Genomic DNA, 23,084 nt, shown 5'->3' on the forward strand with positions numbered 1-23,084 from the left:
TGGCGCGCCCGACAAAACCCTTGAGATGTCCTTGCCGGCGCGCTTGCGGAAATTACTGCAAAGCCTGCACGCCGGCCACCAGCCAGCCGCTGTTGCCATTCTTGGGCTTGGTCATATTCCACACTTCGCGGAAGGGGCTCGGGCTGGCCGAGGCTTCCTCGCGGATCATGCCGGAGAACTCGACGCTGGCCATGTAGCCGTCGCCCAGGTCCTCGATGCCCAGCAGCTGGGCCTCGATCATCAGCACGTCGGTCTGGTTGACGGCGCCGGGATGCTCGGCTTCGCGCTCCGCCAGCTGCGTGCGGATCTCCGACAGCATCTCGTCGGTCATCATGGCGCGCAGGCTGCCGATGTCAGCGCGGTCCCAGGCGGCCTGCAGCGTCACGAAATTGCGCTTGGCTGCCGTGAGGAAGCCTTCGGTGTCGAAGCCTTCGGGCACGCTCCAGTTCGCGGGCAGGGCGGAGCCGATCAGCGACCCGGCGGCAGCACCCGCAGCCGCCGACGGTGCAGCCGACTCGAAAGCCGTGGCCTGGTTTTCCCAGGGGCGGGCCGAGGCGTCGTTGCCGACCTTGTCCGGGCTGTACTGGCGCGCCAGGGGCACGTTGCCCGTGTCGCCCAAACCGCCGGCACCCGCGCCAGTGCCTGCGCCCTGGAAGGCGAAGGGGCTGCGTGCGGCGGGCGCATTGCCGGCCGCCTTGGCCTTGCGCGCGCGCATGACCATGCCCACGACCACCATGATGACCATGGCCAGCAGGCCGAACATCAGCATGTTGGCAAAGGCTTCGCCAAAGCCCAGCGCGTTGGCCAGCCAGGCCAGGCCCAGGCCTGCGGCCAGGCCGCCGAGCATCGCGCCCCAGGGACGCTTGGGCGCGGCGGCTGCCGGCGCCGCCGTGGCAGGCCGGGCCGCGGCCGCGCTGCTGGCGTTCTGCTGCGCGGGCGCACCCGGCGCCGCCGAATTGCGTTGCGTCACATTGCCCGATTGCTGTCCCATGGACTTGCCGCCGCCCATGCGCTTGGCGTCGGCATCCAGATGCACCACTGACAGCATCGCCACCAGCACTACCGACCAAAGCTTCATCATGTCATCTTCCTTCCATTGTTCGTTTCAGCGATGCCCTGCGGCATGTCTCCCGTCATCCTACTCAGCACTTGATACCCACATGCAGCGCCACGATGCCGCCGGTCATGTTGTGGTAGTCGACATGGCCGAAACCGCACTGCTTCATCAGCGCCTTGAGCTCGTCCTGGCTGGGGTGCATGCGGATCGACTCGGCCAGGTAGCGGTAGCTGGCGTCGTCGCCCGCCACCAGCTTGCCCAGCGTCGGCAGCACCTTGAACGAATACCAGTCATAGGCCTTGGTCAGCGGCTTGGCCACGCGCGAGAATTCCAGCACCAGCAGCCGGCCGCCGGGCTTGAGCACGCGGCACATCTCGCGCAGCGCCACGTCCTTGTGCGTCATGTTGCGCAGGCCGAAGGCCACGCTGACGACATCGAAATGCGCATCGGGAAAGGGCAATTGCTCGGCATCGCAGACCAGCGTGGGCAGCAGCACGCCCTTGTCGATCAGCCGGCTGCGGCCCACGCGCAGCATGGCTTCGTTGATGTCGGTGTGCACGACCTCGCCGCTGGCGCCGACCTTCCTGGAAAACGCCAGCGACAGGTCGCCGGTACCGCCGGCGATGTCCAGCACCTTGCTGCCTTCGCGCAGGTTGGCCACCATGACGGTGTAGGCCTTCCAGGCGCGGTGCAGGCCGCCGGACATCAGGTCGTTCATGACGTCGTACTTGGACGCGACCGAATCGAAGACGCCGCGCACATGGCGCGCCTTGTCCTGCTCGTCAACCGTCTCGAAACCGAAATGTGTGGTGCTCATATGCCATCAATGCTAGCAAGCATGCGCCGCGCGTCCAGCGGACAACCCCGTGGCGCCGCAGGGCTTGCCACGCCTGCATCAAAATGAAAAAACGTCTGCGGCGCTGGCTGTTGCTGCGGCCGAAGCTACTATTAATATAGCACCAGGGCTGGGTGATGGGAGGGTTGTGCGCAGGCCGGCTGGCATTGGGAAGGCGCTTTTGAGCTGGTGGACAGGCCCTTCATCCTTCGACAAGCTCAGGACGAACGGTAAAACCCGTTCGTGGTGAGCTTGTCGAACCATGGACGGCCCCGCCGACAAACCTCAGCGGGCCTGCCCGGAGCGACGCAGAAAAAGCGCCTCAGTGGCTCCCGCACCCATGCCCCGAAGACTTCGCAGGCATCGGCATATCGCGGTCCACCCCCGCCGCCTCCAGCCGCTGCAGGTATTGCGCCCACAGCTGCTCCTGCTGGCTGCCCAGCTCGTACAGATAGGCCCAGGTGAACAGCCCGCTCTCATGCCCGTCGCTGAAGATCGGCTTGATCGCGTAGTTGCCCACGGGCTCCACGGCGACGATCTCCACATTGCGCTTGCCGTACTGCAGCACTTCCTGCCCCGGGCCGTGGCCCTGGACCTCGGCCGAGGGCGAATAGACGCGCAGCAGCTCGAAGGGCAGGCGAAACTGCGCGCCGTCGGAGTAACCCACTTCCAGCACGCGCGAGGCGCCATGCACCGTGAGGGATTCGGGGGTCGGGATTCCGGGCTTCAAACCTGCCATGACTTCACCTTTTGTTCAATGTTCAGGACCAGGGCTGCAGCGTGGCCACAAGGTGCGCGTCGATCTCGGGCAAGCGTGCCACCAGCGCGGCTTCCTGCTCCGGCGAACGCTCGCGCTGCGCCGGTGCCCAGATGGCCGCGGGAAAATGGCTGTCCCAGTCGAAGCGCGCGATCACATGCCAGTGCAGGTGCGGCACCATGTTGCCCAGCGCCGCGAGATTGATCTTGGTGGGCGCGAGCTGCACGCGCAGCACGCGCTCCACCGCTGCCACCACCTGCATGCACAGCAGGCGGTCCTCCTCGGACAGGTCGGAGAACTCGGCAGAGTGCGCCGTCCAGACCACGCGGTAGAAGGCCGGAAAACCCGGCTCCTCGGCGCGAATGACGCGCAGCTTCGCACCCTGCCAGACCGGCGCCCCGCCCGGGGTGGTGCACAGCACGCAGCTGTCGTTGGTGTCGCTCATACCAGCACCCGTTCGATGCCGCCGGCGTTGGCGCGCTCGACGTATTCGGGCATCCAGTTCTCGCCCAGGATCTTGCGCGCCATCTCGACCACGATGTAGTCGGCTTCGAGCAGGCCGTTGCGCATGTCGTCGCCATAGCGGCTCAGGCCCTGCAGGCAGCTGGGGCAGCTGGTCAGGATCTTGACATTGTCCTGCGGCGCCAGCGCGCCCGCGGCCTTGAGCTGGGCCTCGCCCTTGCGCAGTTCCTCTTCCTTGCGGAAGCGGATCTGCGTCGAGATGTCGGGGCGCGTCACGCCCAGCGTGCCCGACTCGCCGCAGCAGCGCTCGCTCTTGAGCACCTGGTCGCCCATCAGGCCCTTGACGGTCTTCATCGGGTCCTGCTGCTTCATCGGCGTGTGGCAGGGGTCGTGGTAGAGGTAGCCGCCGGCCTGGCCCAGCGTGATGCCCTTTTCCAGCAGGAACTCGTGGATGTCGATGATCCGGCTGCCCGGGAAGATCTTGTCGAACTCGTAGCCCTGGAGCTGGTCGTAGCAGGTGCCGCAGCTCACCACCACGGTCTTGATGTCGAGGTAGTTGAGCGTGTTGGCCACGCGGTGGAACAGCACGCGGTTGTCGGTGATCATCTTGTCGGCCACGTCGCCCTGCCCGCTGCCGCGTTGCGGATAGCCGCAGCACAGGTAGCCCGGCGGCAGCACGGTCTGCACGCCCGCGTGCCAGAGCATGGCCTGGGTCGCCAGGCCCACCTGGCTGAACAGGCGCTCGGAGCCGCAGCCGGGGAAGTAGAACACCGCCTCGGTCTCGGCCTGGGTGGTCTTGGGGTTGCGGATGATCGGAACGTAATCCTTGTTCTCGATGTCCAGCAGCGCGCGCGCCGTCTTCTTCGGCAGCCCGCCCGGCAGCTTCTTGTTGATGAAGTGGATCACCTGCTCCTTGATCGGCGGCTTGCCCACCGTCGATGGCGGATGGTTCGTCTGCTTGCGGCCCACGGCCTTGAACGCGTCCACCGCCAGGCGCTGGGCCTTGAAGCCGACGCCGACCATCGCCTGGCGCATCACCTTGATGGTGTCCGGGTTGGTGGCGTTGAGGAAGGTCATCGTGAGCTTGTTGCCCGGATTGAAGCTCTTCTTGCCCATCTTGCGCAGCAGGTTGCGCATGTGCATGGTCACGTCGCCGAAGTCGATCTTGACCGGGCAGGGATTGAAGCACTTGTGGCAGACCGTGCAGTGGTCGGCCACGTCCTCGAATTCCTGCCAGTGCTTGATCGACACGCCGCGCCGGGTCTGCTCCTCGTAGAGGAAGGCCTCGACCAGCAGCGAGGTCGCGAGGATCTTGTTGCGCGGGCTGTACAGCAGGTTGGCGCGCGGCACGTGCGTGGCGCAGACCGGCTTGCACTTGCCGCAGCGCAGGCAGTCCTTGACCGAGTCGGCGATGGCGCCGATGTCCGACTGCTGCATGATCAGCGACTCGTGGCCCATCAGCCCGAAGCTCGGGGTGTAGGCATTGGTCAGGTCCGAATACATCAGCGATTCGCGTGCCGCACGGCCGTCGTGCTGCAGCTCGCCCACGCTCAAATGGGCATCGCGGATCAGCTTGCCCTTGTTGAAGCGCCCTTGCGGGTCGACGCGCTGCTTGTAGGCGGCAAAGGGCGCGAGCTCCTCGTCGGTGAGGAACTCGAGCTTGGTGATGCCGATGCCATGCTCGCCCGAGATCACGCCGTCGAGGCTGCGCGCCAGCACCATGATGCGCGCCACGGCCTCGTGCGCGGTCTGCAGCATCTCGTAGTTGTCGCTGTTGACCGGAATGTTGGTGTGCACGTTGCCGTCGCCGGCATGCATGTGCAGCGCCACCCAGACGCGGCCCTTGAGCACCTTCTGGTGGATGGCCTGCACCTCGTCGAGGATCGGCTTGAAGGCGCCGCCGGCGAAGATCTGCGCCAGCGGAGCGCGGATCTGCGTTTTCCAGCTGGCGCGCAGGGTGTGGTCCTGCAGCTGCGGGAACAGCATCTCGACCTCGGCCAGCCAGCCGGCCCACTGGGCACGCACGTTGGCGATCAGCTCCAGCGCCTGCTGCACGCGGTCCTCGAGCAGCTCGGCCGAGGGGATCTCGCCGGCGTCGTCCTGCTTGCCCAGCGGCAGGCTGCCGTGCGCGAAGAAGTCCTGCAGCGCCTCGCACAGCTGCAGCTTGTTGCGCAGGCTCAGCTCGATGTTGATGCGCTCGATGCCGTCGGTGTACTCGGCCATGCGCGGCAGCGGGATCACCACGTCCTCATTGATCTTGAAGGCGTTGGTGTGGCGCGAGATCGCGGCCGTGCGCTTGCGGTCGAGCCAGAATTTCTTGCGCGCCTCGGCGCTCACGGCCGTGAAGCCCTCGCCGTTGCGCGAGTTGGCGATGCGCACGACCTCGGCCGCCACGCGCGCCACGTCGTCGGCGTTGTCGCCGGCGATGTCGCCCAGCAGCACCATCTTCGGCAGATGGCCGTTGCCCTTCTTGCTCTTGGTCGCGTAGCCCACGGCCTTGAGGTAGCGGTCGTCCAGGTGCTCGAGGCCGGCCAGCAGCACGCCCGAGCGCTTCTGCTCGGCAAACATGAAGTCCTTGATCTCGACGATGCTCGGCACCGCGTCCTTGGCGTTGCCGAAGAACTCCATGCAGACGGTGCGCGTGTGCTCGGGCATGCGGTGCACGACCCAGCGCGCGCTGGTGATCAGGCCGTCGCAGCCTTCCTTCTGGATGCCCGGCAGGCCCGAGAGGAACTTGTCGGTGACGTCCTTGCCCAGGCCTTCCTTGCGGAAGCTCCGGCCCGGAATGCTCAGCGTCTCGGTGCGCACCGGCGTCTTGCCGTCGGCCTCGAAATAGCGCAGCTCGAAGGTGGCGACCTCGGCGTCGTGGATCTTGCCCATGTTGTGGTCGGTGCGCGTGACCTCGAGCCACTGCGCCTCGGGCGTGACCATGCGCCAGTTGACTAGGTTGTCGAGCGCCGTGCCCCAGAGCACGGCCTTCTTGCCGCCGGCGTTCATCGCCACGTTGCCGCCGATGCACGAGGCCTCGGCCGAGGTGGGATCCACCGCGAACACGAAGCCCGCGCGCTCGGCCGCATCGGCCACGCGCTGCGTGACCACGCCGGCCTCGGTCCAGATCGTGCCGACCTCACGGTCCTGGCCCGGGATGCGCAGCATCTCGACCTCAGTCATGGCCTCGAGCTTCTCGGTGTTGATCACCACGCTGCGCCAGGTCAGCGGAATCGCTCCGCCGGTGTAGCCAGTGCCGCCCCCGCGCGGGATGATGGTCAGTTCGAGGTCGATACAGCCCTTGACCAGCGCCGCCATCTCGGCTTCGGTATCAGGGGTCAGTACCACGAACGGGTATTCGACACGCCAGTCGGTGGCATCGGTGACATGGCTGACGCGCGACAGCCCGTCGAACTTGATGTTGTCCTTGGCCGTCAGGCGTCCCAGCGTGCGCTGCACGCGGCGGCGCAGTTCGGCGGCGGCCTCGAAGGTGGTGTTGAATTCGGCAATCGCGCCGCGCGCGGCCTCGACCAGTTGGCCCACCAACGCATCGCGCTCGGCGTCCAGGCCCGGTTCACGGCGCTTGTCGATCTCGGCCAGGCGGTGCTGCAGCGCATCGACCAGCGCCTTGCGCCGGCCGGGGTTGTCGAGCAGGTCGTCCTGCAGATAGGGGTTGCGCTGCACCACCCAGATATCGCCCAGCACCTCGTAGAGCATGCGTGCGGAGCGCCCCGTGCGGCGTTCCTCGCGCAGCTGGGTCAGCACATCCCACATGGACATGCCCAGCAGCCGGATCACGATCTCCCGGTCGGAAAACGAGGTGTAGTTATAGGGGATTTCTCGGAGACGGGCGGGTTCGGCAGCCTTGGCCATCAAGGCGGCCTGCGCAATCGGAAAATTCATGGGGTGGACCGTATTGGACGTTTTGCACGTCCTGAACCATGGGGATCGAGATTTTAAGCCGGTGACTGTTACTTGATGCATCTGCACTTGCGATGGCCCCAGCGCCACGGGCGTTTCTAGGCTGCATGCACCATGGCGGTGCCCCTTTTCGCGGGGGCCGCCCCGGTTCAGGGATTTCCCTTCTGGCCGGGCATAGGACAACTCAGGCACTTGTCCTAAAATGATCCTCCGCCCGCGTTACGCCTCTTTCATATTTCTGACACAAATCCCTGCTTAGCTTCGGCAGTTGCGGTTTTGCGCATGGAGAAGACAGGAGGCTGGTACGCACTTTCCACGACACAAATCTGTCACGAACGCTGCCTAGCATGTGCGGTTTGTCCTTTCGTCCGACTCCAGGAGTTTCCATGCATTTCAAATCATTGGCCATTGCCGCGGCCATCGCCGCCACTTGCGCCTCTGCCCAAGCCCAGACCGAGATCCAGTGGTGGCACTCGATGACGGCGGTGAACAACGAGTGGGTCAACGACCTGGCCAAGCAATTCAACGAAAGCCAGAAGGAATACAAGGTCGTGCCGACCTTCAAGGGCGTCTACGACGAGAGCATGACGGCCGCCATCGCCGCCTTCCGCTCGGGCAACGCACCCCACATCCTGCAGGTGTTCGAAGTCGGCACCGCCACCATGATGGCCTCCAAGGGCGCCACCGTGCCCGTGGGCAAGGTCATGTCTGACGCCGGCCTGAGCTTCGACCCCAAGGCCTACATCCCCGCCGTGGCCGGTTACTACACCGCCCCCAACGGCCAGATGCTGAGCTTCCCCTTCAACAGCTCGACCACCATCTTCTATTACAACAAGGACGCCTTCAAGAAGGCCGGCCTGAACCCCGACGTGGCTCCCAAGACCTGGCCCGAAGTGTTCGAAGCCGCCAAGAAGCTCAAGGCCAGCGGCCACAGCTGCCCGATGACCCTGGCCTGGCAGGGCTGGACCCAGCTCGAGAGCTTCTCGACCTGGCACAACGTCGAGTTCGCCACCAAGTCCAACGGCCTGGCCGGCATGGACGCGCGCCTGAAGATCAACTCGCCGCTGCACGTCAAGCACATCGACAACCTGGCCAAGGCCGCTGCCGCGGGCGAGTTCGTCTACAAGGGCCGCGCCTCCTCGGCACAGGCTTCGTTCACCTCGGGTGAATGCGCGATGATCCAGACCTCCTCGGGCTTCTACGGCGACGTGGCGAAGAACGCCAAGTTCAGCTACGCCCTGGCTCCCCTGCCCTACTACTCCGATGTCAAGGGCGCACCGCAGAACACCGTCATCGGCGGCGCTTCGCTGTGGGTCATGGCCGGCAAGAAGCCTGCCGAGTACAAGGGCGTGGCCGCTTTCTTCGACTTCCTGTCGCAGAGCAAGGTCCAGGCGGCCAGCCACCAGCGCACCGGCTACCTGCCGGTCACCATGGCAGCTTACGACCTGACCGAGAAGTCCGGCTTCTACCAGAAGAACCCCGGCACCGATGTGGCCGTGCAACAGATGATCCGCAAGGTCACCGACAACTCGCGCGGCATCCGCCTGGGCAACTACGTGCAGATCCGCACCATCGAGGACGAGGAACTCGAACAGGTCTGGAGCGGCAAGAAGTCGGCCAAGGACGCGCTGGACTCGATCGTCAAGCGCGGCGACGAACTGCTGGCACGTTTCGAGCGCGCCAACAAGAAGTAAGCAATTTTTACAAGCCTAAAGCCCTTTATTTGAGGGTCTAGGGCTTTTTCCACTGGCACAGGCGCTGCCAGCTAGGCACAATACGCGCATATTCGCTGGATTAAGCGTTTCGACTCGGTTCGTTTAGATTCGCTTTTTGCACCCATGGTGGCCAGCGCCTTCCAATCCTCCGAACTCCCTGCTGGGGGTTCGGCGGTTTTTTTTGTTTGTGAACCCCATGGAAAAACGCGTACTTTTCCGCTCGACATGGTTGCCCTGGGCGCTGCTGCTGCCCCAGCTGCTGATCATTAGCATCTTCTTCTTCTGGCCTGCCGCCCAGGCCGTGCTTCAGTCGTTCCAGGTCGAAGATGCCTTTGGCATGAGCACCGAATGGGTGGGCCTGGAGAACTTCGCCAATCTGCTGGACGATCCGACCTATCTCAACTCCTTCATGCGCACCGCCCTGTTCTCGGTGCTCGTGGCGGGCCTGGGGATCACGGTCTCGCTGATCCTGGCTATCTTCGCCGACCGCATCGTGCGCGCGGCCATGCTCTACAAGACCCTGCTGATCGTGCCCTACGCCGTGGCACCGGTCATCGCCGGCGTGCTGTGGATGTTCATGTTCTCCCCCTCGCTGGGCGTCGTGGCCCACTATCTGGGCGAGCTGGGCTACGACTGGAACCACATCATGAACGACAACCAGGCGATGGCGCTGGTCGTGCTGGCTTCGGTGTGGAAGCAGATCTCGTACAACTTCCTGTTCTTCCTGGCCGGCCTGCAGTCGATCCCCAAGTCGCTGATCGAGGCCGCGTCCATCGACGGTGCCGGTCCGTGGCGCCGCTTCTGGAACATCCAGCTGCCGCTGCTGTCGCCGACCACCTTCTTCCTGCTGGTGATCAACATCGTCTACGCGTTCTTCGACACCTTCGGCATCATCGACGCCGCGACGGCCGGCGGCCCGGGCCAGTCGACCTCGATCCTGGTCTACAAGGTGTATCAAGACGGCTTCAAGTCGCTGGACCTGGGCAGCTCCGCAGCGCAGTCGGTGATCCTGATGATCATCGTGGTGGCCCTGACGGTGGTGCAGTTCCGCTACGTCGAAAAGAAGGTGCAGTACTGATGCCCGCCCTCTTTGCCGCACCTCTTTTTGTGAATCTGGAGCCCTCCCATGGTTGACCGCCGTCCCTGGCTCACCGTCCTGTCCCACCTCGTGATGATCGTGGGCGTGATGATCGTGGCCTTCCCCCTGTACCTGGCCTTCGTGGCATCCACGCACACCGCGGATGCGATCGTCCAGTCCCCCATGCCGCTGCTGCCCGGCGCGCACCTCTGGGAAAACTACCAGGCCGCGCTGTTCGGCTCGGGCAAGCTGGGCTCCAACACCAACGTCGTGCACATGATGTGGGTCAGCTTCGTGACCGCCATCGTGATCACCGTGGGCAAGATCGCGATCTCGCTGCTGTCGGCGTTTGCCATCGTCTACTTCCGCTTCCCGTTCAAGATGCTGTGCTTCTGGGCGATCTTCCTGACGCTGATGCTGCCCGTCGAAGTGCGTATCCTGCCGACCTACAAGGTCGTGGCGGAACTCGGCATGCTCAACAGCTACGCCGGCCTGACGCTGCCGCTGATCGCCTCGGCCACCGCCACCTTCCTGTTCCGCCAGTTCTTCCTGACGGTGCCGGACGAGCTGGTCGAAGCCGCGCGCATCGACGGCGCGGGCCCGATGCGCTTCTTCAAGGACGTGCTGGTGCCGCTGTCCAAGACTTCGGTCGCGGCGCTGTTCGTGATCCAGTTCATCTATGGCTGGAACCAGTACCTGTGGCCGCTGCTGATGACCACCAGCGAAGACATGTACCCGGTGGTGATCGGCATCAAGCGCATGCTCGCCGGTGGCGAAGCCGCCGTGGACTGGAACATCGTGATGGCCACCGCCATCATCGCCATGCTGCCGCCCGCGGCCGTGGTGATGCTGATGCAGAAGTGGTTCGTGAAGGGCTTGGTCGATACCGAGAAGTAAGCCCTGCATCCGCACCTCTTGAATCCAACGATCTGAACGAATACTCCCATGGCATCCATTACCCTCAAGAACGTCGTCAAGCGCTACGGCACCGGCAAGACCGCAGTGCCCGTGATCCACGGCGTCAACGCCGACATCAAGGACGGCGAATTCATCGTCATCGTCGGCCCCTCGGGCTGCGGCAAGTCCACGCTGCTGCGCATGATCGCCGGCCTGGAAGAGATCTCCGGCGGCGACATCAGCATCGGCGACCGCGTGGTCAACCAGCTCGAGCCGGCGCAGCGCGACATCGCGATGGTGTTCCAGAACTACGCGCTGTACCCGCACATGACGAACTTCGAGAACATGGCCTATGGCCTGAAGATCGCCAAGGTACCGGCCGACGAGATCAAGCAGCGCGTCGACAAGGCCGCGAAGATCCTCGAGCTGGGCCACCTGCTCGACCGCAAGCCGCGCCAGCTCTCGGGCGGCCAGCGCCAGCGCGTGGCCATGGGCCGCGCCATCGTGCGCCAGCCCAAGGTCTTCCTGTTCGACGAGCCGCTGTCCAACCTCGACGCCAAGCTGCGCGCGCAGACCCGCATCGAGATCCAGAAGCTGCACAACGAACTCGGCATCACCAGCCTGTTCGTGACCCACGACCAGGTCGAGGCCATGACCCTGGCGCAGCGCATGATCGTGATGAACGGCGGCGTCATGGACCAGTTCGGCACGCCCGAAGAGGTCTACAACACCCCGGCCACGACCTTCGTCGCCAGCTTCATCGGCTCGCCGCCGATGAACCTGCTGAAGAACGCCCCCGGCGGCCGTGCCGGCCAGATCCTGGGCATCCGCCCCGAGCACATCGACATCGTCGCCAGCGGCGGCTGGGAGATGCAGGTCATCACCGTCGAGCTGCTGGGCGCCGAGCGCCTGGTCTACGGCACCGTCGGCGGCGAGATGGTCACCGTGCGCATCGAGGAAGCGCACAGCTTCCCCAAGGCCGGCGATACCATCCGCATTCAGCCCCGTGAAGAACGGCGCCTGCACTGGTTCAACGCCGAGACAGGAAAGCGCATCTAAGCGCTGCCCCGAAGAGAGCCCGAGTGGCTCTCTTTTCACATTCCCTTTTCGTTTTTGATGGATCCGCGATGACCGCCCCCTCGACTCCCTGGCCCTACCCCCGCTGGATCGCCCACCGCGGCGCCGGAAAGCTCGCCCCCGAGAACACCATGAGCGCCTTCCGCCTGGGCGCGGCGCATGGCTGGCGCATGTTCGAATGCGATGCCAAGCTCAGCCGCGATGGCGTGCCTTTCCTGCTGCATGACGCCACGCTGGAGCGCACCACCAACGGCCGCGGCACGGGCGGCGACCTGGGCCTGGCGGAGATCGCGCAACTGGACGCGGGCAGCTGGCACTCGCGCGCCTACGCGGGCGAGGCGCTGCCCACGCTCGAGGCCCTGGCGCGCTGGTGCCTGGCCAACCATTTCTTTCTGAATGTGGAGATCAAGCCCACGCCCGGCCAGGAAGCCGAGACCGGCCGCGTGGTTGCCGAACTGATGAACCGCATCTGGCCGCGCGATATCGTCCAGCCTTTCTTCACCTCCTTCAAGTCTGCGGCGCTGCAGGCCGCAAAGGAAGCCGCGCCGCATATTCCGCGCGGCCTGCTGGTCGACAAGCTGGCCGAGGGCGATGCCGACCTGCGCATCGCCCAGGAGCTGGACTGCGTGGCCATGGTCTTCAACCACGCGCTGTGGGATGCCGAACGCGTCGCGCAGGTGCATGGCCTGGGCATGCGCTGCCTCAGCTACACGGTCAATGACGAATGGGCGGTGCAGCGGCTGCTGGACCTGGGCACGGACGGCATCATCAGCGACCGCGTGGACCTGTTCAGCGCCGCGGCGTGAATGATCTGGTCGCCCTGCTCTCCAACACCGTTCGTGGTGAGCTTGTCGAACCATGAACGGCCATGCCTCCAGACTTGAGCGCAGGCCGTTCATCCTTCGACGGGGCCGCCCAGGCAAGCTCAGGACGAACGGATGGAACCGTGGTGAGCTTGGCAAATCGCCACCCCCTAAGGAAAACATGCGCACGGCCTCGGTGATCCTGTCGTTGCTGACCTTCCCGCTGCTGTGGCTGATGCTGCCCGCGCTGGTGTTTCCGCCCGCGGCCTTCGTGCTGGGCCTCAAGGGCTACCGGCGCGCCAGGGCGCGCGCGGGCTGGAACTGGCACCTGCCGCAGCAGCTGCTCAATGCCCTGCCGATGGTCCTGGCCCTGGTGGTCGGCGCGCTGGCCTGGTACATGATACTCACCGGCTACAAGGCCTGAGCGGGGCTCAGCGGCGCCAGCCGCCCGCAAGCACCCACTGGCAGGCGGCGCATGCCAGCACCAGCGCGGCATAGGTCGCCAGCTTGCCATCGCGCTCGAACCAGACCAGCCCGGCCAGCAGCACGCCGCAGCCCACGGCGAAATTGATGGCCACCTGCACCCACCAGCCCGTCAGATGTCCCGCTCCAGGAGAGACGAGGCGGCCCGCCGCGGCCAGTCCCAGTGCCAGCACCAAGGCGGGAGCGGCGAAGTTCAGCAGATGCGCAAGCGCGGCGCTAAAACCCATATCAATAATTCCAATCAAGGCTTATGCCGGCAGAGGATGCCAAGCTGGCGCATAAATTTTATAATGCAGGTCTATGGCAGTCTGGGCTCTAGGCATCAACCACCACACGGCTCCGCTTGATTTGCGGGGTCGTTTTGCGTTTGCGCTCGACCAGATCGCGCCGACGCTGCAGGGCCTGCGCCAGTCGCTGGCCGGCGGCGGCCGGCACCAGGGCGTGGAAACCGCGATCCTTTCGACCTGCAACCGCACCGAGATCTATTGCGCCGCCGACACCCCGGCGCTCGGCCATACGCTCGACTGGCTGGCGCGCAGCGGCGGCGTGAGCCCCGAGGTGCTGCGCTCGCACTCCTACCAGCTGGAAGAAGGTCTGGCCGCGCGCCATGCCTTCCGCGTCGCCAGCGGGCTCGACTCCATGGTGCTGGGCGAGGCGCAGATCCTCGGCCAGATGAAGAATGCGGTGCGCGCGGCCGAAACCGCGGGCGCCCTGGGCACCACGCTCAACCAGCTGTTCCAGCGCAGCTTTGCCGTGGCCAAGGAAGTGCGCAGCTCGACCGAGATCGGCGAGCACAGCATCAGCATGGCCGCCGCCGCAGTGCGCCTGGCCGGCCAGCTGTTCGAAGACCTGGGCAGGATCCGCATCCTGTTCGTCGGCGCGGGCGAAATGATCGAGCTGGCCGCCACGCACTTCGCGGCGAAGAATCCGCAGCACATCACCATCGCCAACCGCACCATCGAGCGCGGCGAGAAGCTCGCCGCGCGCTTCGGCGCCGAGGTCATGCGCCTGGCGGAGCTGCCCGACCACCTGCACGAATACGACGCGGTCATCAGCTGCACGGCCTCGAGCCTGCCGATCATCGGCCTGGGCGCGGTCGAGAGCGCGCTGAAGAAGCGCAAGCACCGCCCGATGTTCATGGTCGACCTGGCCGTGCCGCGCGACATCGAGCCCGAGGTCAAGGCGCTGCGCGACGTCTATCTCTACACCGTCGACGACCTCGCGCATGTGGTGCAGACCGCGCAGGCCCACCGCCAGGCCGCCGTGGCCCAGGCCGAGGCCATCATCGACAGCGGCGTGCAGAGCTTCCTGCACTGGATGGACCAGCGCAGCCCGCAGGGCGGCGTGGTGCCGCTGATCCAGCAGCTGCACGAGCAGACCGACGTGTGGCGCGCGGCCGAGATCGCGCGCGCACGCAAGCGCCTGGCCAAGGGCGAGGACGTCGACGCCGTGCTCGAGGCCCTGTCGCGGGGCCTCACGCAGAAGATGCTGCACGGCACCATGGCCGAGCTGCATTCGGGCGACCCCGAGCAGCGCGCCCAGACCGTGCAGACCGTCTCGCGCCTGTTCCTGCGCTCGCAGGGCCACAAGAACGCGCTCTAGCGACGCGGCTTGCCTGGCGCGCCTGCTGCGTGCCTTCCTCGCCTTCGCTTTCTCTCCAGCTATGCCCGCATAGCGCAACCGCTTCCCTCCCATGCAACCATTTCTGCGCAGCCAGCTGCAACGTTTCGCCCAGCGCCTCGAGGAGCTCGACTTCCTGCTGTCGCGCGAGGACATCATGGGCGACATGGCCCAGTACCGCAAGATCTCGCGCGAGCATGCCGAGGTGACGGCCGTCGCCGGGCGCTATGCGCGCTTCGTGCAGCGCGAAGCCGATCTGGCCGAGGCGCAGGCCATGCAGGACGACCCCGAGATGGCCGAGATGGCGCAGGAGGAAATCGCCAGCGCCACGGCCGAGCTGGCGCAGCTCGAGGACGAGCTGCAGCGGCTGCTGCTGCCCAAGGACCCCGACGACGAACGCGATGCCTACCTGGAAATCCGCGCCGGCACGGGCGGCGACGAGTCTGCGCTGTTTGCCGCGGACCTGGCGCGCATGTACACGCGCTACTGCGAAAGCGTGGGCTGGAAGGTCGAGGTCATGAGCGCCAGCGACAACGAGGTCGGCGGATACAAGGAAATCGTGCTGCATGTCTCGGGCGACCAGGTCTACGGCAAGCTGCGCTTCGAATCGGGCGGCCACCGCGTGCAGCGCGTGCCGGCCACCGAGACCCAGGGCCGCATCCACACCAGCGCCTGCACCGTCGCCGTCATGCCCGAGCCCGACGAGGCCCAGGCCGTCACGCTGAACCCGGCCGACCTGCGCATCGACACCTTCCGCGCCAGCGGCGCCGGCGGCCAGCACATCAACAAGACCGACTCCGCGGTGCGTGTGGTCCACCTGCCCACGGGCATCGTCGCCGAATGCCAGGACGGCCGCAGCCAGCACGCCAACAAGGCCAAGGCGCTGCAGGTGCTGCAGGCGCGCATCCAGGAAAAGGAGCGCAGCGAGCGCGCCGCCAAGGAAGCCGCCCAGCGCAAGGGACTGATCGGCAGCGGCGACCGCTCCGACCGCATCCGCACCTACAACTTCCCCCAGGGCCGGCTCACCGACCACCGCATCAACCTCACGCTCTACAAACTGCTGTATGTGATGGAAGGCGACCTGGGCGACGTCATCCAGGCGCTGCAGCATGCGCGCGAGGCGGAGCAGCTGGCAGAGCTGGAGGTCAACGCTTGAGCACGCTGCAGCAGGCCCTGCAGCAGGCGCGCGAAGCGGGCCTCGAGCGCATCGACGCGCAACTGCTGCTGCTGCATGCGCTGGGCCGGCCCGATGCCGGCCGCGCCTGGCTCTTGACGCACGACACCGACATGCTCCCACCCGCGCAGCAGCAGGCCTTTGACGCACTCTGCGCGCGCCGCCTCGCGGGCGAGCCCGTGGCCTATCTCACGGGGCGCAAGGAGTTCTACGGCCTGGCGCTGCAGGTCGATGCGCGCGTGCTCGACCCGCGCCCCGACACCGAGACGCTGGTCGACTGGGCGCTGGAAGTGCTGGCCGACCGGCCCGCACCGCGCATTGCCGATCTGGGCACGGGCAGCGGCGCCATCGCGCTGGCGCTGCAGCACCAGCGCCCCGATGCCGAGGTGTGGGCTGTGGATGCCAGCGCCGACGCGCTGGCCGTCGCCGAAGCCAACGCGCGGCAGCTGGGCCTGGCGGTACAGTTTGCCCAGGGCTCATGGCTGCAGGCCGTCGCGCCCGGACAGGTATTCGACGCGATCGTCACCAACCCCCCTTATATTGCAGCCGACGATCCCCATCTTCTCAGCCTGACGCATGAACCGCTGTCGGCGCTGGCCAGCGGCAGCGATGGCCTGGATGACATCCGTGCGATCATTGACCAGGCACCGGTACATCTCGCGCCCGGGGGCTGGCTGCTGATCGAGCATGGCTGGGACCAGGCGCCCGCGGTGCAGGAACTGCTGGCTCGCGCGGGCTTTGCGCAGGTGCAAAGCCGCAACGATCTGGCGGGCATTGCCCGTTGCACGGGCGGGTGCATGATGGAATCGCGCAGACAGTGAAATAATCCCGGGCGTATCCCGCCGCACGCGCGGCCGCCCTCTTTAGGAGCCAGACATGAGCAATACCCACCAACGCATCGACGAACTCGTCAAGAACAACGACATCCTGCTGTTCATGAAGGGCAACGCCAGTTTCCCCCAGTGCGGCTTTTCCGGCCGCGCGCTGCAGATCCTCAAGGCCTGCGGCGTGGACACCAAGACCATTGCCACCGTCAACGTCCTGGAAGACCAGGAGATCCGCCAGAGCATCAAGGAATACAGCCAGTGGCCGACCATTCCCCAGCTCTACGTCAAGGGCGAATTCATTGGCGGCTCCGACATCATGATGGAGATGTACGAATCCGGCGAGCTGCAGCAGCTCCTGGACAACAAGGCTTGAACCCGGCCCTGCCCCATCCAGCCGCCTTCGGGCGGTTTTTTGTTGTCCACGGCACGCATCGCCCTCCCGGCACCAGCCGCTTTTATGATGCAATGTCAGGCATGTTCCCTACGCGAGTCACCGACTGCCTATGAGCGTGTCCCAAAGCCTGCTGACCATTGCCGCGCTGATTGCCCTGAGCGCCTTTTTCTCGATGGCCGAGATCTCGTTGGCGGCCTCGCGGCGCCTGCGGCTCCGACAGCTGGCCGACGAGGGCGATGGCCGGGCCGAGCCGGTGATGCGCATGCAGGAGCAGCCGGGCAACTACTTCACGGTGGTGCAGATCGGGCAGAACGCCATTGCCATCCTCGGCGGTATCGTCGGCGAAGGCGCCTTCAGCCCCTATTTCACGCGCGCCTTCGAGCTCTGGTTCACGGCCAGCACGGCGGCGACGCTGGGCTTTCTGAGCTCGTTCTTCATCATCACCTCGCTGTTCATCGTATTTGCCGACCTGATCCCCAAGCGCCTGAGCATGGCCGAGTCCGAAGCCGTGGCGCTGCGCGTGGTCGGCCCCATGCAGGCCTGCATGACGCTGTTCAAGCCCATCGTCTGGCTCTACAGCCGCGGCACCGATGCCCTCTTCAGGCTGCTGAAGCTGCCGACCCAGCGCGACGAGCGCATCACCTCCGACGACATCCTGGCCATGACCGAAGCCAGCGCCCGCGCCGGCATGCTGGCGCAGCGCGAGCAGCAGATGATCGCCAACGTGTTCGGCCTCGACTCGCGCACCGTGGCCTCGGCCATGACGCAGCGCGACCGCATTGCCTATTTCCTGCGCGACGACCCCGACGAGGTGGTGCGCATGCGCATCGCGGAGGAACCCTTCTCCACCTACCCGGTCTGCGACGGCGACATCGACCATGTCATCGGCTATGTCGATGCCAAGGACCTATTCCAGCGCGCGCTGACCAACCAGCCGATCTCGCTGCGCGACGACACGCTGATCCACAAGGCGCTGATCGTTCCCGACCGCCTCACGCTGACCGAGGTGCTCGACCAGTTCCGCCAGGTGCACGAGGACTTCGCGATCATCGTCAACGAATACAGCCTGGTGGTCGGCGTGGTCACGCTCAACGACGTGATGAGCACGGTGATGGGCGACATGGTGGCCTTCGACGACGAGGAACAGATCGTGCGCCGCGATGCCAACTCCTGGCTCATCGACGGCGTGACGCCGGTGGAGGACGTGCTGCGCGCGCTCTCGCTCGATGCCCTGCCGCATGACGACGAATACGAGACCCTGGGCGGCTTCCTGATGGTCATGCTGCGGCGCGTGCCGCGGCGCACCGACAGCGTCAACTGGGGCGGCTACAAGTTCGAGGTGCTGGACGTGGACAGTTACCGCATCGACCAGGTGATGGTGTCACGGCTGGAGGCGGATGCGATAGGGGTGCAGAAGGCCGAGGGTTGAATTCCGGTTTTCGAAGCAAACAGTCTCTGGAACATGAGCTGGCTGCAGATCCATCGGGCGGGACGTCCATCCTTCGACAGGCTGCCCTGCGCCAGGCTCAGGACGAACGGCAAACTCCGTTCGCACTGAACCTGTCGAAGTGCGGGCTCAAACCCTGCTGGCCGGATCGAACACCCATTTGCGCTGCGCCGCGAACACCGCATCGGGATAGGGCGACCTGCCGCGGCTGCCGTTGTAGCGGCCCAGCGCCAGGAACATGTCGCCGCGTTCGCGGTCCAGGTAGTGGCGCAGGATCACGCAGCCGAAGCGCAGGTTGGTCTGCATGTGGAACAGGTTGCCGGGATCGCCATCGCCGATGACGCGCATCCAGAACGGCATGATCTGCATGTAGCCGCGCGCACCGACGCTGGAGATCGCGAACTTGCGGAAGGCGCTCTCCACCTCGATCAGCCCGAGCACCAGGCTCACGTCCAGTCCCGCGCGCCGCGCCTCGTACCAGACCGTCTGCAGGAATTCGCGGCGCACCGCGTCATCGGGCTTGCGCCGGTACAGCCGGTCGCTCATCGCCGCCAGCCAGCGCAGGTAGGACAGCCTGGCCTCGGTCGAGGCGAACATCAGCTCCGGCGGCCCGGCGCTGAGCACGGCGGCGCGCAGCGCCGTGCGCACCGAGTCGGCCAGCGGTTCCTCGAGCTGCCCGCCGGCATGGGCCGGCGCGCCCGGCAGCAGCAGCCAGGCGGGAGCGGCCGCCAGCAGGCCGCGCCGGCGCAACCCGGCGGCCATGGGCCGCAAGGGTGAAGCGGTGCGGCCCGGAGAGCCCATTACAGCCCCAGACGCGCCTTGAGGTGCTCGAGAATGCCGTCCTGCGCGACCTTGGTGGCCTCGGTGTCGCGGCGGTGCTGGTATTCGACCGTGCCTTCCTTGAGGCCACGGTCGGAGATCACCACGCGGTGCGGCACGCCGATCAGCTCCCAGTCGGCGAGCATCGCGCCCAGGCGCTCGTCGCGGTCGTCGAGGATGACGTCCACGCCCAGCCCGAGCAGCGCGTCGTACAACGCGCCGGCGCTGGCCTGCACGGCCTCGCTGCGCGCCATGCCGATGGGGCACAGCACCACCGTGAACGGTGCGATCGCGTCGGGCCAGATGATGCCGCGCTCGTCATGGTTCTGCTCGATGGCCGCGGCCGGCAGGCGCGTGATGCCGATGCCGTAGCAGCCCATCTCGAAGAACGCGGGCTTGCCGTTCTCGGCCAGGAAGGTGGCGTTCATCGCCCTGGAATACTTGTCGCCCAGGTAGAACACATGGCCGACCTCGATGCCGCGCTCGATCGCCAGCGGGCCCTTGCCGTCCGGCGAGGCATCGCCAGCCACCACATTGCGCAGGTCGGCAACGATTTCCGGTTCCGGCAGGTCGCGGCCCCAGTTCACGCCGATCATGTGGAAGCCTTCGACGTTGGCGCCGCAGATCCAGTCGCCCATGACGGCCACGTCACGGTCGACCACCAGTTTCACCGGCTGCAGCAGGTTGACCGGCCCCAGGTACCCGGGCTTGCAGCCGAAGTGGGACTCGATCTCGGCCTGCGTCGCGAAACGGAAGCCGGCGTCGAGGCCGGGCACCTTGGCGACCTTGATCTCGTTCATGTCGTGGTCGCCGCGCAGCAGCAGCAGCCAGACCTGGCTCCTGACCACGACGCCCTTGTCGTCGAGCGCATCGGTGGCCAGCACCAGCGACTTGACGGTGGTCGACAGCGGCACGCCCAGCAGCTCGGCCACGTCGGGGCAGGTGCTCTTGCCCGGCGTGGCAACCTGGCTCATGGCCAGCGTGGCCGCCGCGCGCGGGCCCGCGGGCGCCAGCGCCTCGGCCTTCTCGAGGTTGGCCGCGTAATCGCTGTCCGGGCAATAGACGATGGCGTCCTCACCGGTCGCGGCAATGACCTGGAATTCCTCGCTCAGATCGCCGCCGATCGCGCCGCTGTCGGCGCGCACGGCGCGGTAGCGCAGGCCGAAGCGATCGAAGATCTGCTGGTAGGCCTGGCGCATGGTCTGGTAGCTCAGCTGGGCCGCATCGCGGCTCTTGTCGAAACTGTAGGCGTCCTTCATGGTGAACTCGCGGCCCCGCATCAGGCCAAAACGCGGACGGCGCTCGTCGCGGAACTTGGTCTGGATCTGGTAGAGATTCTTGGGTAACTGCTTGTGGCTGCGAAGTTCCTGGCGCGCGATGTCGGTTACCACTTCCTCGCTGGTCGGCTGGATGACGAAGTCGCGGCCATGGCGGTCCTGGATGCGCAGCAGCTCGGCGCCCATCTTCTCGAAGCGGCCGGTTTCCTGCCACAGCTCGGCCGGCTGCACGACGGGCATCGTGACCTCGACGGCCCCGGCGCGGTTCATCTCCTCGCGCACGATGGCTTCGACCTTGCGGATGACGCGCAGGCCCATCGGCATGTAGTTGTAGACACCCGCGCCCAGCCGTTTGATCAGCCCGGCACGCATCATGAGCTTGTGGCTGACCACTTCGGCATCGGCCGGAGCTTCTTTGAAGGTGGAGATGAAGAATTGAGAGGCTTTCATGGGGCGAGAGTACAGCGGAAATCAGGCGGGCGCGCTTGCCGGGGGCATGGCACCATGCATAATGGACGCAATTCAAAAAATTGGGGTTCGATTATGCTTGACCGGGACGGATTTCGCCCGAACGTCGGCATCATCCTGCTCAACCACAAGAACCAGGTGTTCTGGGGTAAACGCATCCGCACCCACAGCTGGCAGTTCCCGCAAGGCGGCATAGACCGCGGGGAATCGCCTGAGCAGGCGATGTTTAGGGAATTGCACGAAGAGGTGGGTCTGAAGCCCGACCACGTCCGCGTGGTCGCCAGAACCCGGGACTGGTTGCGCTACGAGGTGCCGGACCGGTATATCCGACGCGATGCGCGCGGGCACTACCGCGGCCAAAAGCAGATCTGGTATTTGCTGCAGCTGCTGGGCCATGACTGGGACTTGAACCTCAGGGCCACCGACCATCCGGAATTCGACGCCTGGCGCTGGAACGACTACTGGGTGCCGCTGGAAGTGGTGGTGGAGTTCAAGCGCGGCGTCTATGAAATGGCGCTGACCGAGCTGGCGCGCTTCCTGCCGCGCCAGGAGCAGCGCAACCGCTACCTGCGCAGCGGCATGCGCAACCGGGACCCCGACGGCTCCGCCATGCCCGCAGCCTCGCTGCCTTCGCGCACCACGCTGGGCCTGCTGCATCCGGGGCTGGAGCTTCCGCCCGGCGCCAGCTTCGACCCCGATCCGCAGACCGATCTGACTGCAGCCAGCCAGCGCGCGGCGGGCGGCAACAAGCATCCCTGAAACCCGCGCCAAGCATGGCGCGTTCTTTCAGCCTGCGGTGACCACCATGTTATCGCGGTGGATCATCTCCGATTCGGCGGTGTAGCCCAATAGCCGCTCGAATTCCGAAGAGCTCTTGCGGCACAGCAGCCGCGCCTCGGCGCTGGCATAGTTGGCCAGGCCGCGCGCGATCTCCCGGCCCAGCGGGTCGCGCACGGCAATCACGTCGCCGCGCGAGAAGGTGCCATCCACGCCGGTCATGCCGATGGGCAGCAGGCTCTTGCCGTCCTCGCGCAGCCTGTCGGCCGCACCCTGGTCCACATGGACCGCGCCCTTGAGCTGCAGATGGTCGGCAATCCACTGCTTGCGCGCCTGCTTCTTCGCTGTCTGCGCCACCAGCAGGCTGCCGATGGCCTCGCCCGCCACCAGCCGCCCCAGCACGTTCGGCTCGCGGCCCCAGGCAATCACCGTGGAGGCGCCCGAACCCGCGGCGCGCTTGGCCGCCAGGATCTTGGTGATCATGCCGCCGCTGCCGATGCTCGAGCCCGCGCCGCCGGCCATGGCCTCGAGCGCCGGGTCGCCGGCCTGGGCTTCGTCGACGAAGCGCGCATCGGGGTTCTTGCGCGGGTCGGCGGTGTACAGCCCCTTCTGGTCGGTCAGGATGACCAGCGCGTCGGCATCGACCAGGTTCGCCACCAGCGCGCCCAGCGTGTCGTTGTCGCCGAACTTGATCTCGTCGTTGACGACGGTGTCGTTCTCGTTGATGACCGGCACCACGCCCAGATTGAGCAGCGTCAGCAGCGTGGTGCGCGCATTCAGGTAGCGCTCGCGGTCGGCCAGGTCGGCATGGGTCAGCAGCACCTGGGCGCTGCCCACGCCCTGCTCGCGCAGCTTGGTCTCGTACATCTGCGCCAGGCCCATCTGGCCCACGGCCGCCGCGGCCTGCAGCTCGTGCACCTGCTTGGGACGGGTCTTCCAGCCCAGGCGCTTCATGCCCTCGGCAATCGCCCCGCTGGAGACCATGACCACCTCGCGGCGCACGCCGCCTTCGCCGCGCACCAGGCCGGCCAGCTGCCGGCTCCACTGCGCGATGGCCTCTTCATCGAGGCCCCGGCCCTCGTTGGTCACGAGGCTGGAGCCGACCTTCACCACGATACGCCGCGCGTCGCGCAAAACACTGGAAGCCATGATTCGGATTGTTCTTGGGCGCCGGCCCCGTGGGCGCAGGCGCTGGTCAGTCGATGGCC

General features: G+C 66.1%; 21 protein-coding genes. 12 read left to right on the forward strand and 9 right to left on the reverse strand.

What is annotated here, in order from left to right:
• Window positions 1–52: 52 nt before the first annotated feature.
• From M9799_RS05110 to M9799_RS05130, 5 genes are all read right to left on the reverse strand, one after another.
• Window positions 53–1,081 carry a Tim44 domain-containing protein gene (locus M9799_RS05110; RefSeq protein WP_231043514.1) on the reverse strand — a complete coding sequence of 343 codons (1,029 nt, stop codon included), beginning with the start codon at window positions 1,079–1,081 and terminating at the stop codon, window positions 53–55.
• A gap of 61 nt (window positions 1,082–1,142) precedes the next feature.
• Complete coding sequence (gene ubiE / locus M9799_RS05115; RefSeq protein ID WP_231043513.1) at window positions 1,143–1,874, reverse strand: bifunctional demethylmenaquinone methyltransferase/2-methoxy-6-polyprenyl-1,4-benzoquinol methylase UbiE; 732 nt, start codon at window positions 1,872–1,874, stop codon at window positions 1,143–1,145.
• 340 nt (window positions 1,875–2,214) lie between these two features.
• Window positions 2,215–2,631, reverse strand: coding sequence for a gamma-butyrobetaine hydroxylase family protein (locus M9799_RS05120; RefSeq protein ID WP_231043512.1), 417 nt, complete (start codon window positions 2,629–2,631; stop codon window positions 2,215–2,217).
• A gap of 22 nt (window positions 2,632–2,653) precedes the next feature.
• Window positions 2,654–3,094 carry an HIT family protein gene (locus M9799_RS05125; RefSeq protein WP_231043511.1) on the reverse strand — a complete coding sequence of 147 codons (441 nt, stop codon included), beginning with the start codon at window positions 3,092–3,094 and terminating at the stop codon, window positions 2,654–2,656.
• Entirely contained in the window at window positions 3,091–7,002 is a 3,912-nt protein-coding gene (locus tag M9799_RS05130) for a DUF3683 domain-containing protein (RefSeq protein WP_231043510.1), read from the reverse strand. Before M9799_RS05130 ends, M9799_RS05125 begins: the two co-directional genes overlap by 4 nt.
• Window positions 7,003–7,406: 404 nt before the next feature.
• Here M9799_RS05130 and ugpB point away from each other — a divergent pair, with 404 nt between their 5' ends.
• From ugpB to M9799_RS05160, 6 genes are all read left to right on the forward strand, one after another.
• A complete protein-coding gene (ugpB, locus tag M9799_RS05135) occupies window positions 7,407–8,714 on the forward strand; it encodes a sn-glycerol-3-phosphate ABC transporter substrate-binding protein UgpB (RefSeq protein ID WP_231043509.1) in 1,308 nt (435 codons plus the stop codon).
• 217 nt (window positions 8,715–8,931) lie between these two features.
• Window positions 8,932–9,813 carry a sn-glycerol-3-phosphate ABC transporter permease UgpA gene (gene ugpA, locus M9799_RS05140; protein WP_231043508.1) on the forward strand — a complete coding sequence of 294 codons (882 nt, stop codon included), beginning with the start codon at window positions 8,932–8,934 and terminating at the stop codon, window positions 9,811–9,813.
• 48 nt (window positions 9,814–9,861) lie between these two features.
• Entirely contained in the window at window positions 9,862–10,710 is an 849-nt protein-coding gene (gene ugpE, locus M9799_RS05145) for a sn-glycerol-3-phosphate ABC transporter permease UgpE (RefSeq protein ID WP_231043507.1), read from the forward strand.
• A gap of 48 nt (window positions 10,711–10,758) precedes the next feature.
• The gene (locus M9799_RS05150; protein WP_231043506.1) at window positions 10,759–11,769 is read left to right on the forward strand and encodes a sn-glycerol-3-phosphate import ATP-binding protein UgpC; all 1,011 of its coding nucleotides are present in this window, start codon (window positions 10,759–10,761) and stop codon (window positions 11,767–11,769) included.
• Window positions 11,770–11,837: 68 nt separating this feature from the next.
• Window positions 11,838–12,593 (forward strand): glycerophosphodiester phosphodiesterase, encoded by a 756-nt coding sequence (ugpQ, locus tag M9799_RS05155; protein WP_231043505.1) that lies wholly within the window; start codon window positions 11,838–11,840, stop codon window positions 12,591–12,593.
• A gap of 178 nt (window positions 12,594–12,771) precedes the next feature.
• The gene (locus tag M9799_RS05160; RefSeq protein ID WP_231043504.1) at window positions 12,772–13,014 is read left to right on the forward strand and encodes a hypothetical protein; all 243 of its coding nucleotides are present in this window, start codon (window positions 12,772–12,774) and stop codon (window positions 13,012–13,014) included.
• Between the two features lie 7 nt (window positions 13,015–13,021).
• On the opposite strand, the gene M9799_RS05165 is transcribed toward M9799_RS05160, so the two are convergent.
• Entirely contained in the window at window positions 13,022–13,300 is a 279-nt protein-coding gene (locus M9799_RS05165; RefSeq protein WP_231043503.1) for a hypothetical protein, read from the reverse strand.
• A gap of 73 nt (window positions 13,301–13,373) precedes the next feature.
• On the opposite strand from M9799_RS05165, the gene hemA reads away from it, so the two are divergent.
• The 5 genes from hemA (at window position 13,374) to paeA (ending at window position 18,517) form a co-directional block, all read left to right on the forward strand.
• Window positions 13,374–14,675 (forward strand): glutamyl-tRNA reductase, encoded by a 1,302-nt coding sequence (gene hemA / locus M9799_RS05170; protein WP_231043502.1) that lies wholly within the window; start codon window positions 13,374–13,376, stop codon window positions 14,673–14,675.
• 91 nt (window positions 14,676–14,766) lie between these two features.
• Window positions 14,767–15,849 (forward strand): peptide chain release factor 1, encoded by a 1,083-nt coding sequence (gene prfA / locus M9799_RS05175; protein ID WP_231043501.1) that lies wholly within the window; start codon window positions 14,767–14,769, stop codon window positions 15,847–15,849.
• The gene (gene prmC / locus M9799_RS05180) at window positions 15,846–16,688 is read left to right on the forward strand and encodes a peptide chain release factor N(5)-glutamine methyltransferase (RefSeq protein WP_231043500.1); all 843 of its coding nucleotides are present in this window, start codon (window positions 15,846–15,848) and stop codon (window positions 16,686–16,688) included. The genes prfA and prmC overlap by 4 nt, the downstream gene beginning before the upstream one ends.
• 55 nt (window positions 16,689–16,743) lie before the next feature.
• Window positions 16,744–17,067, forward strand: a complete 324-nt coding sequence (grxD, locus tag M9799_RS05185) for a Grx4 family monothiol glutaredoxin (protein WP_231043499.1) — start codon at window positions 16,744–16,746, stop codon at window positions 17,065–17,067.
• A gap of 130 nt (window positions 17,068–17,197) precedes the next feature.
• Window positions 17,198–18,517 carry a polyamine export protein PaeA gene (paeA, locus tag M9799_RS05190; RefSeq protein WP_231043498.1) on the forward strand — a complete coding sequence of 440 codons (1,320 nt, stop codon included), beginning with the start codon at window positions 17,198–17,200 and terminating at the stop codon, window positions 18,515–18,517.
• A gap of 147 nt (window positions 18,518–18,664) precedes the next feature.
• Here the strand turns inward: paeA and M9799_RS05195 are convergent, their stop codons facing one another.
• Together M9799_RS05195 and M9799_RS05200 are read right to left on the reverse strand one after the other, a co-directional pair.
• On the reverse strand, window positions 18,665–19,297 hold the full coding sequence (locus M9799_RS05195) for a lytic transglycosylase domain-containing protein (RefSeq protein WP_231043497.1): 633 nt from the start codon (window positions 19,295–19,297) through the stop codon (window positions 18,665–18,667).
• A gap of 38 nt (window positions 19,298–19,335) precedes the next feature.
• On the reverse strand, window positions 19,336–21,081 hold the full coding sequence (locus M9799_RS05200) for a proline--tRNA ligase (RefSeq protein WP_231043496.1): 1,746 nt from the start codon (window positions 21,079–21,081) through the stop codon (window positions 19,336–19,338).
• A gap of 93 nt (window positions 21,082–21,174) precedes the next feature.
• Between M9799_RS05200 and M9799_RS05205 the strand changes: the two genes are divergently transcribed.
• A complete protein-coding gene (locus M9799_RS05205) occupies window positions 21,175–21,858 on the forward strand; it encodes an RNA pyrophosphohydrolase (RefSeq protein ID WP_231043495.1) in 684 nt (227 codons plus the stop codon).
• Between the two features lie 27 nt (window positions 21,859–21,885).
• On the opposite strand, the gene proB is transcribed toward M9799_RS05205, so the two are convergent.
• A complete protein-coding gene (proB, locus tag M9799_RS05210) occupies window positions 21,886–23,025 on the reverse strand; it encodes a glutamate 5-kinase (protein ID WP_231043494.1) in 1,140 nt (379 codons plus the stop codon).
• Between the last annotated feature and the right edge of the window lie 59 nt (window positions 23,026–23,084).

Origin of the sequence: Comamonas endophytica (assembly GCF_023634805.2) — a bacterium.
GTDB lineage: Bacteria > Pseudomonadota > Gammaproteobacteria > Burkholderiales > Burkholderiaceae_C > Comamonas > Comamonas endophytica.

Bases quoted from the DNA above. Each gene is read 5' to 3' on its own strand.
- M9799_RS05110 (WP_231043514.1), bottom strand. From the start codon at position 1,081: ATGATGAAGCTTTGGTCGGTAGTGCTGGTGGCGATGCTGTCAGTGGTG.
- ubiE (WP_231043513.1), bottom strand. From the start codon at position 1,874: ATGAGCACCACACATTTCGGTTTCGAGACGGTTGACGAGCAGGACAAG.
- M9799_RS05120 (WP_231043512.1), bottom strand. From the start codon at position 2,631: ATGGCAGGTTTGAAGCCCGGAATCCCGACCCCCGAATCCCTCACGGTG.
- M9799_RS05125 (WP_231043511.1), bottom strand. From the start codon at position 3,094: ATGAGCGACACCAACGACAGCTGCGTGCTGTGCACCACCCCGGGCGGG.
- M9799_RS05130 (WP_231043510.1), bottom strand. From the start codon at position 7,002: ATGAATTTTCCGATTGCGCAGGCCGCCTTGATGGCCAAGGCTGCCGAA.
- ugpB (WP_231043509.1), top strand. From the start codon at position 7,407: ATGCATTTCAAATCATTGGCCATTGCCGCGGCCATCGCCGCCACTTGC.
- ugpA (WP_231043508.1), top strand. From the start codon at position 8,932: ATGGAAAAACGCGTACTTTTCCGCTCGACATGGTTGCCCTGGGCGCTG.
- ugpE (WP_231043507.1), top strand. From the start codon at position 9,862: ATGGTTGACCGCCGTCCCTGGCTCACCGTCCTGTCCCACCTCGTGATG.
- M9799_RS05150 (WP_231043506.1), top strand. From the start codon at position 10,759: ATGGCATCCATTACCCTCAAGAACGTCGTCAAGCGCTACGGCACCGGC.
- ugpQ (WP_231043505.1), top strand. From the start codon at position 11,838: ATGACCGCCCCCTCGACTCCCTGGCCCTACCCCCGCTGGATCGCCCAC.
- M9799_RS05160 (WP_231043504.1), top strand. From the start codon at position 12,772: ATGCGCACGGCCTCGGTGATCCTGTCGTTGCTGACCTTCCCGCTGCTG.
- M9799_RS05165 (WP_231043503.1), bottom strand. From the start codon at position 13,300: ATGGGTTTTAGCGCCGCGCTTGCGCATCTGCTGAACTTCGCCGCTCCC.
- hemA (WP_231043502.1), top strand. From the start codon at position 13,374: ATGGCAGTCTGGGCTCTAGGCATCAACCACCACACGGCTCCGCTTGAT.
- prfA (WP_231043501.1), top strand. From the start codon at position 14,767: ATGCAACCATTTCTGCGCAGCCAGCTGCAACGTTTCGCCCAGCGCCTC.
- grxD (WP_231043499.1), top strand. From the start codon at position 16,744: ATGAGCAATACCCACCAACGCATCGACGAACTCGTCAAGAACAACGAC.
- paeA (WP_231043498.1), top strand. From the start codon at position 17,198: ATGAGCGTGTCCCAAAGCCTGCTGACCATTGCCGCGCTGATTGCCCTG.
- M9799_RS05195 (WP_231043497.1), bottom strand. From the start codon at position 19,297: ATGGCCGCCGGGTTGCGCCGGCGCGGCCTGCTGGCGGCCGCTCCCGCC.
- M9799_RS05200 (WP_231043496.1), bottom strand. From the start codon at position 21,081: ATGAAAGCCTCTCAATTCTTCATCTCCACCTTCAAAGAAGCTCCGGCC.
- M9799_RS05205 (WP_231043495.1), top strand. From the start codon at position 21,175: ATGCTTGACCGGGACGGATTTCGCCCGAACGTCGGCATCATCCTGCTC.
- proB (WP_231043494.1), bottom strand. From the start codon at position 23,025: ATGGCTTCCAGTGTTTTGCGCGACGCGCGGCGTATCGTGGTGAAGGTC.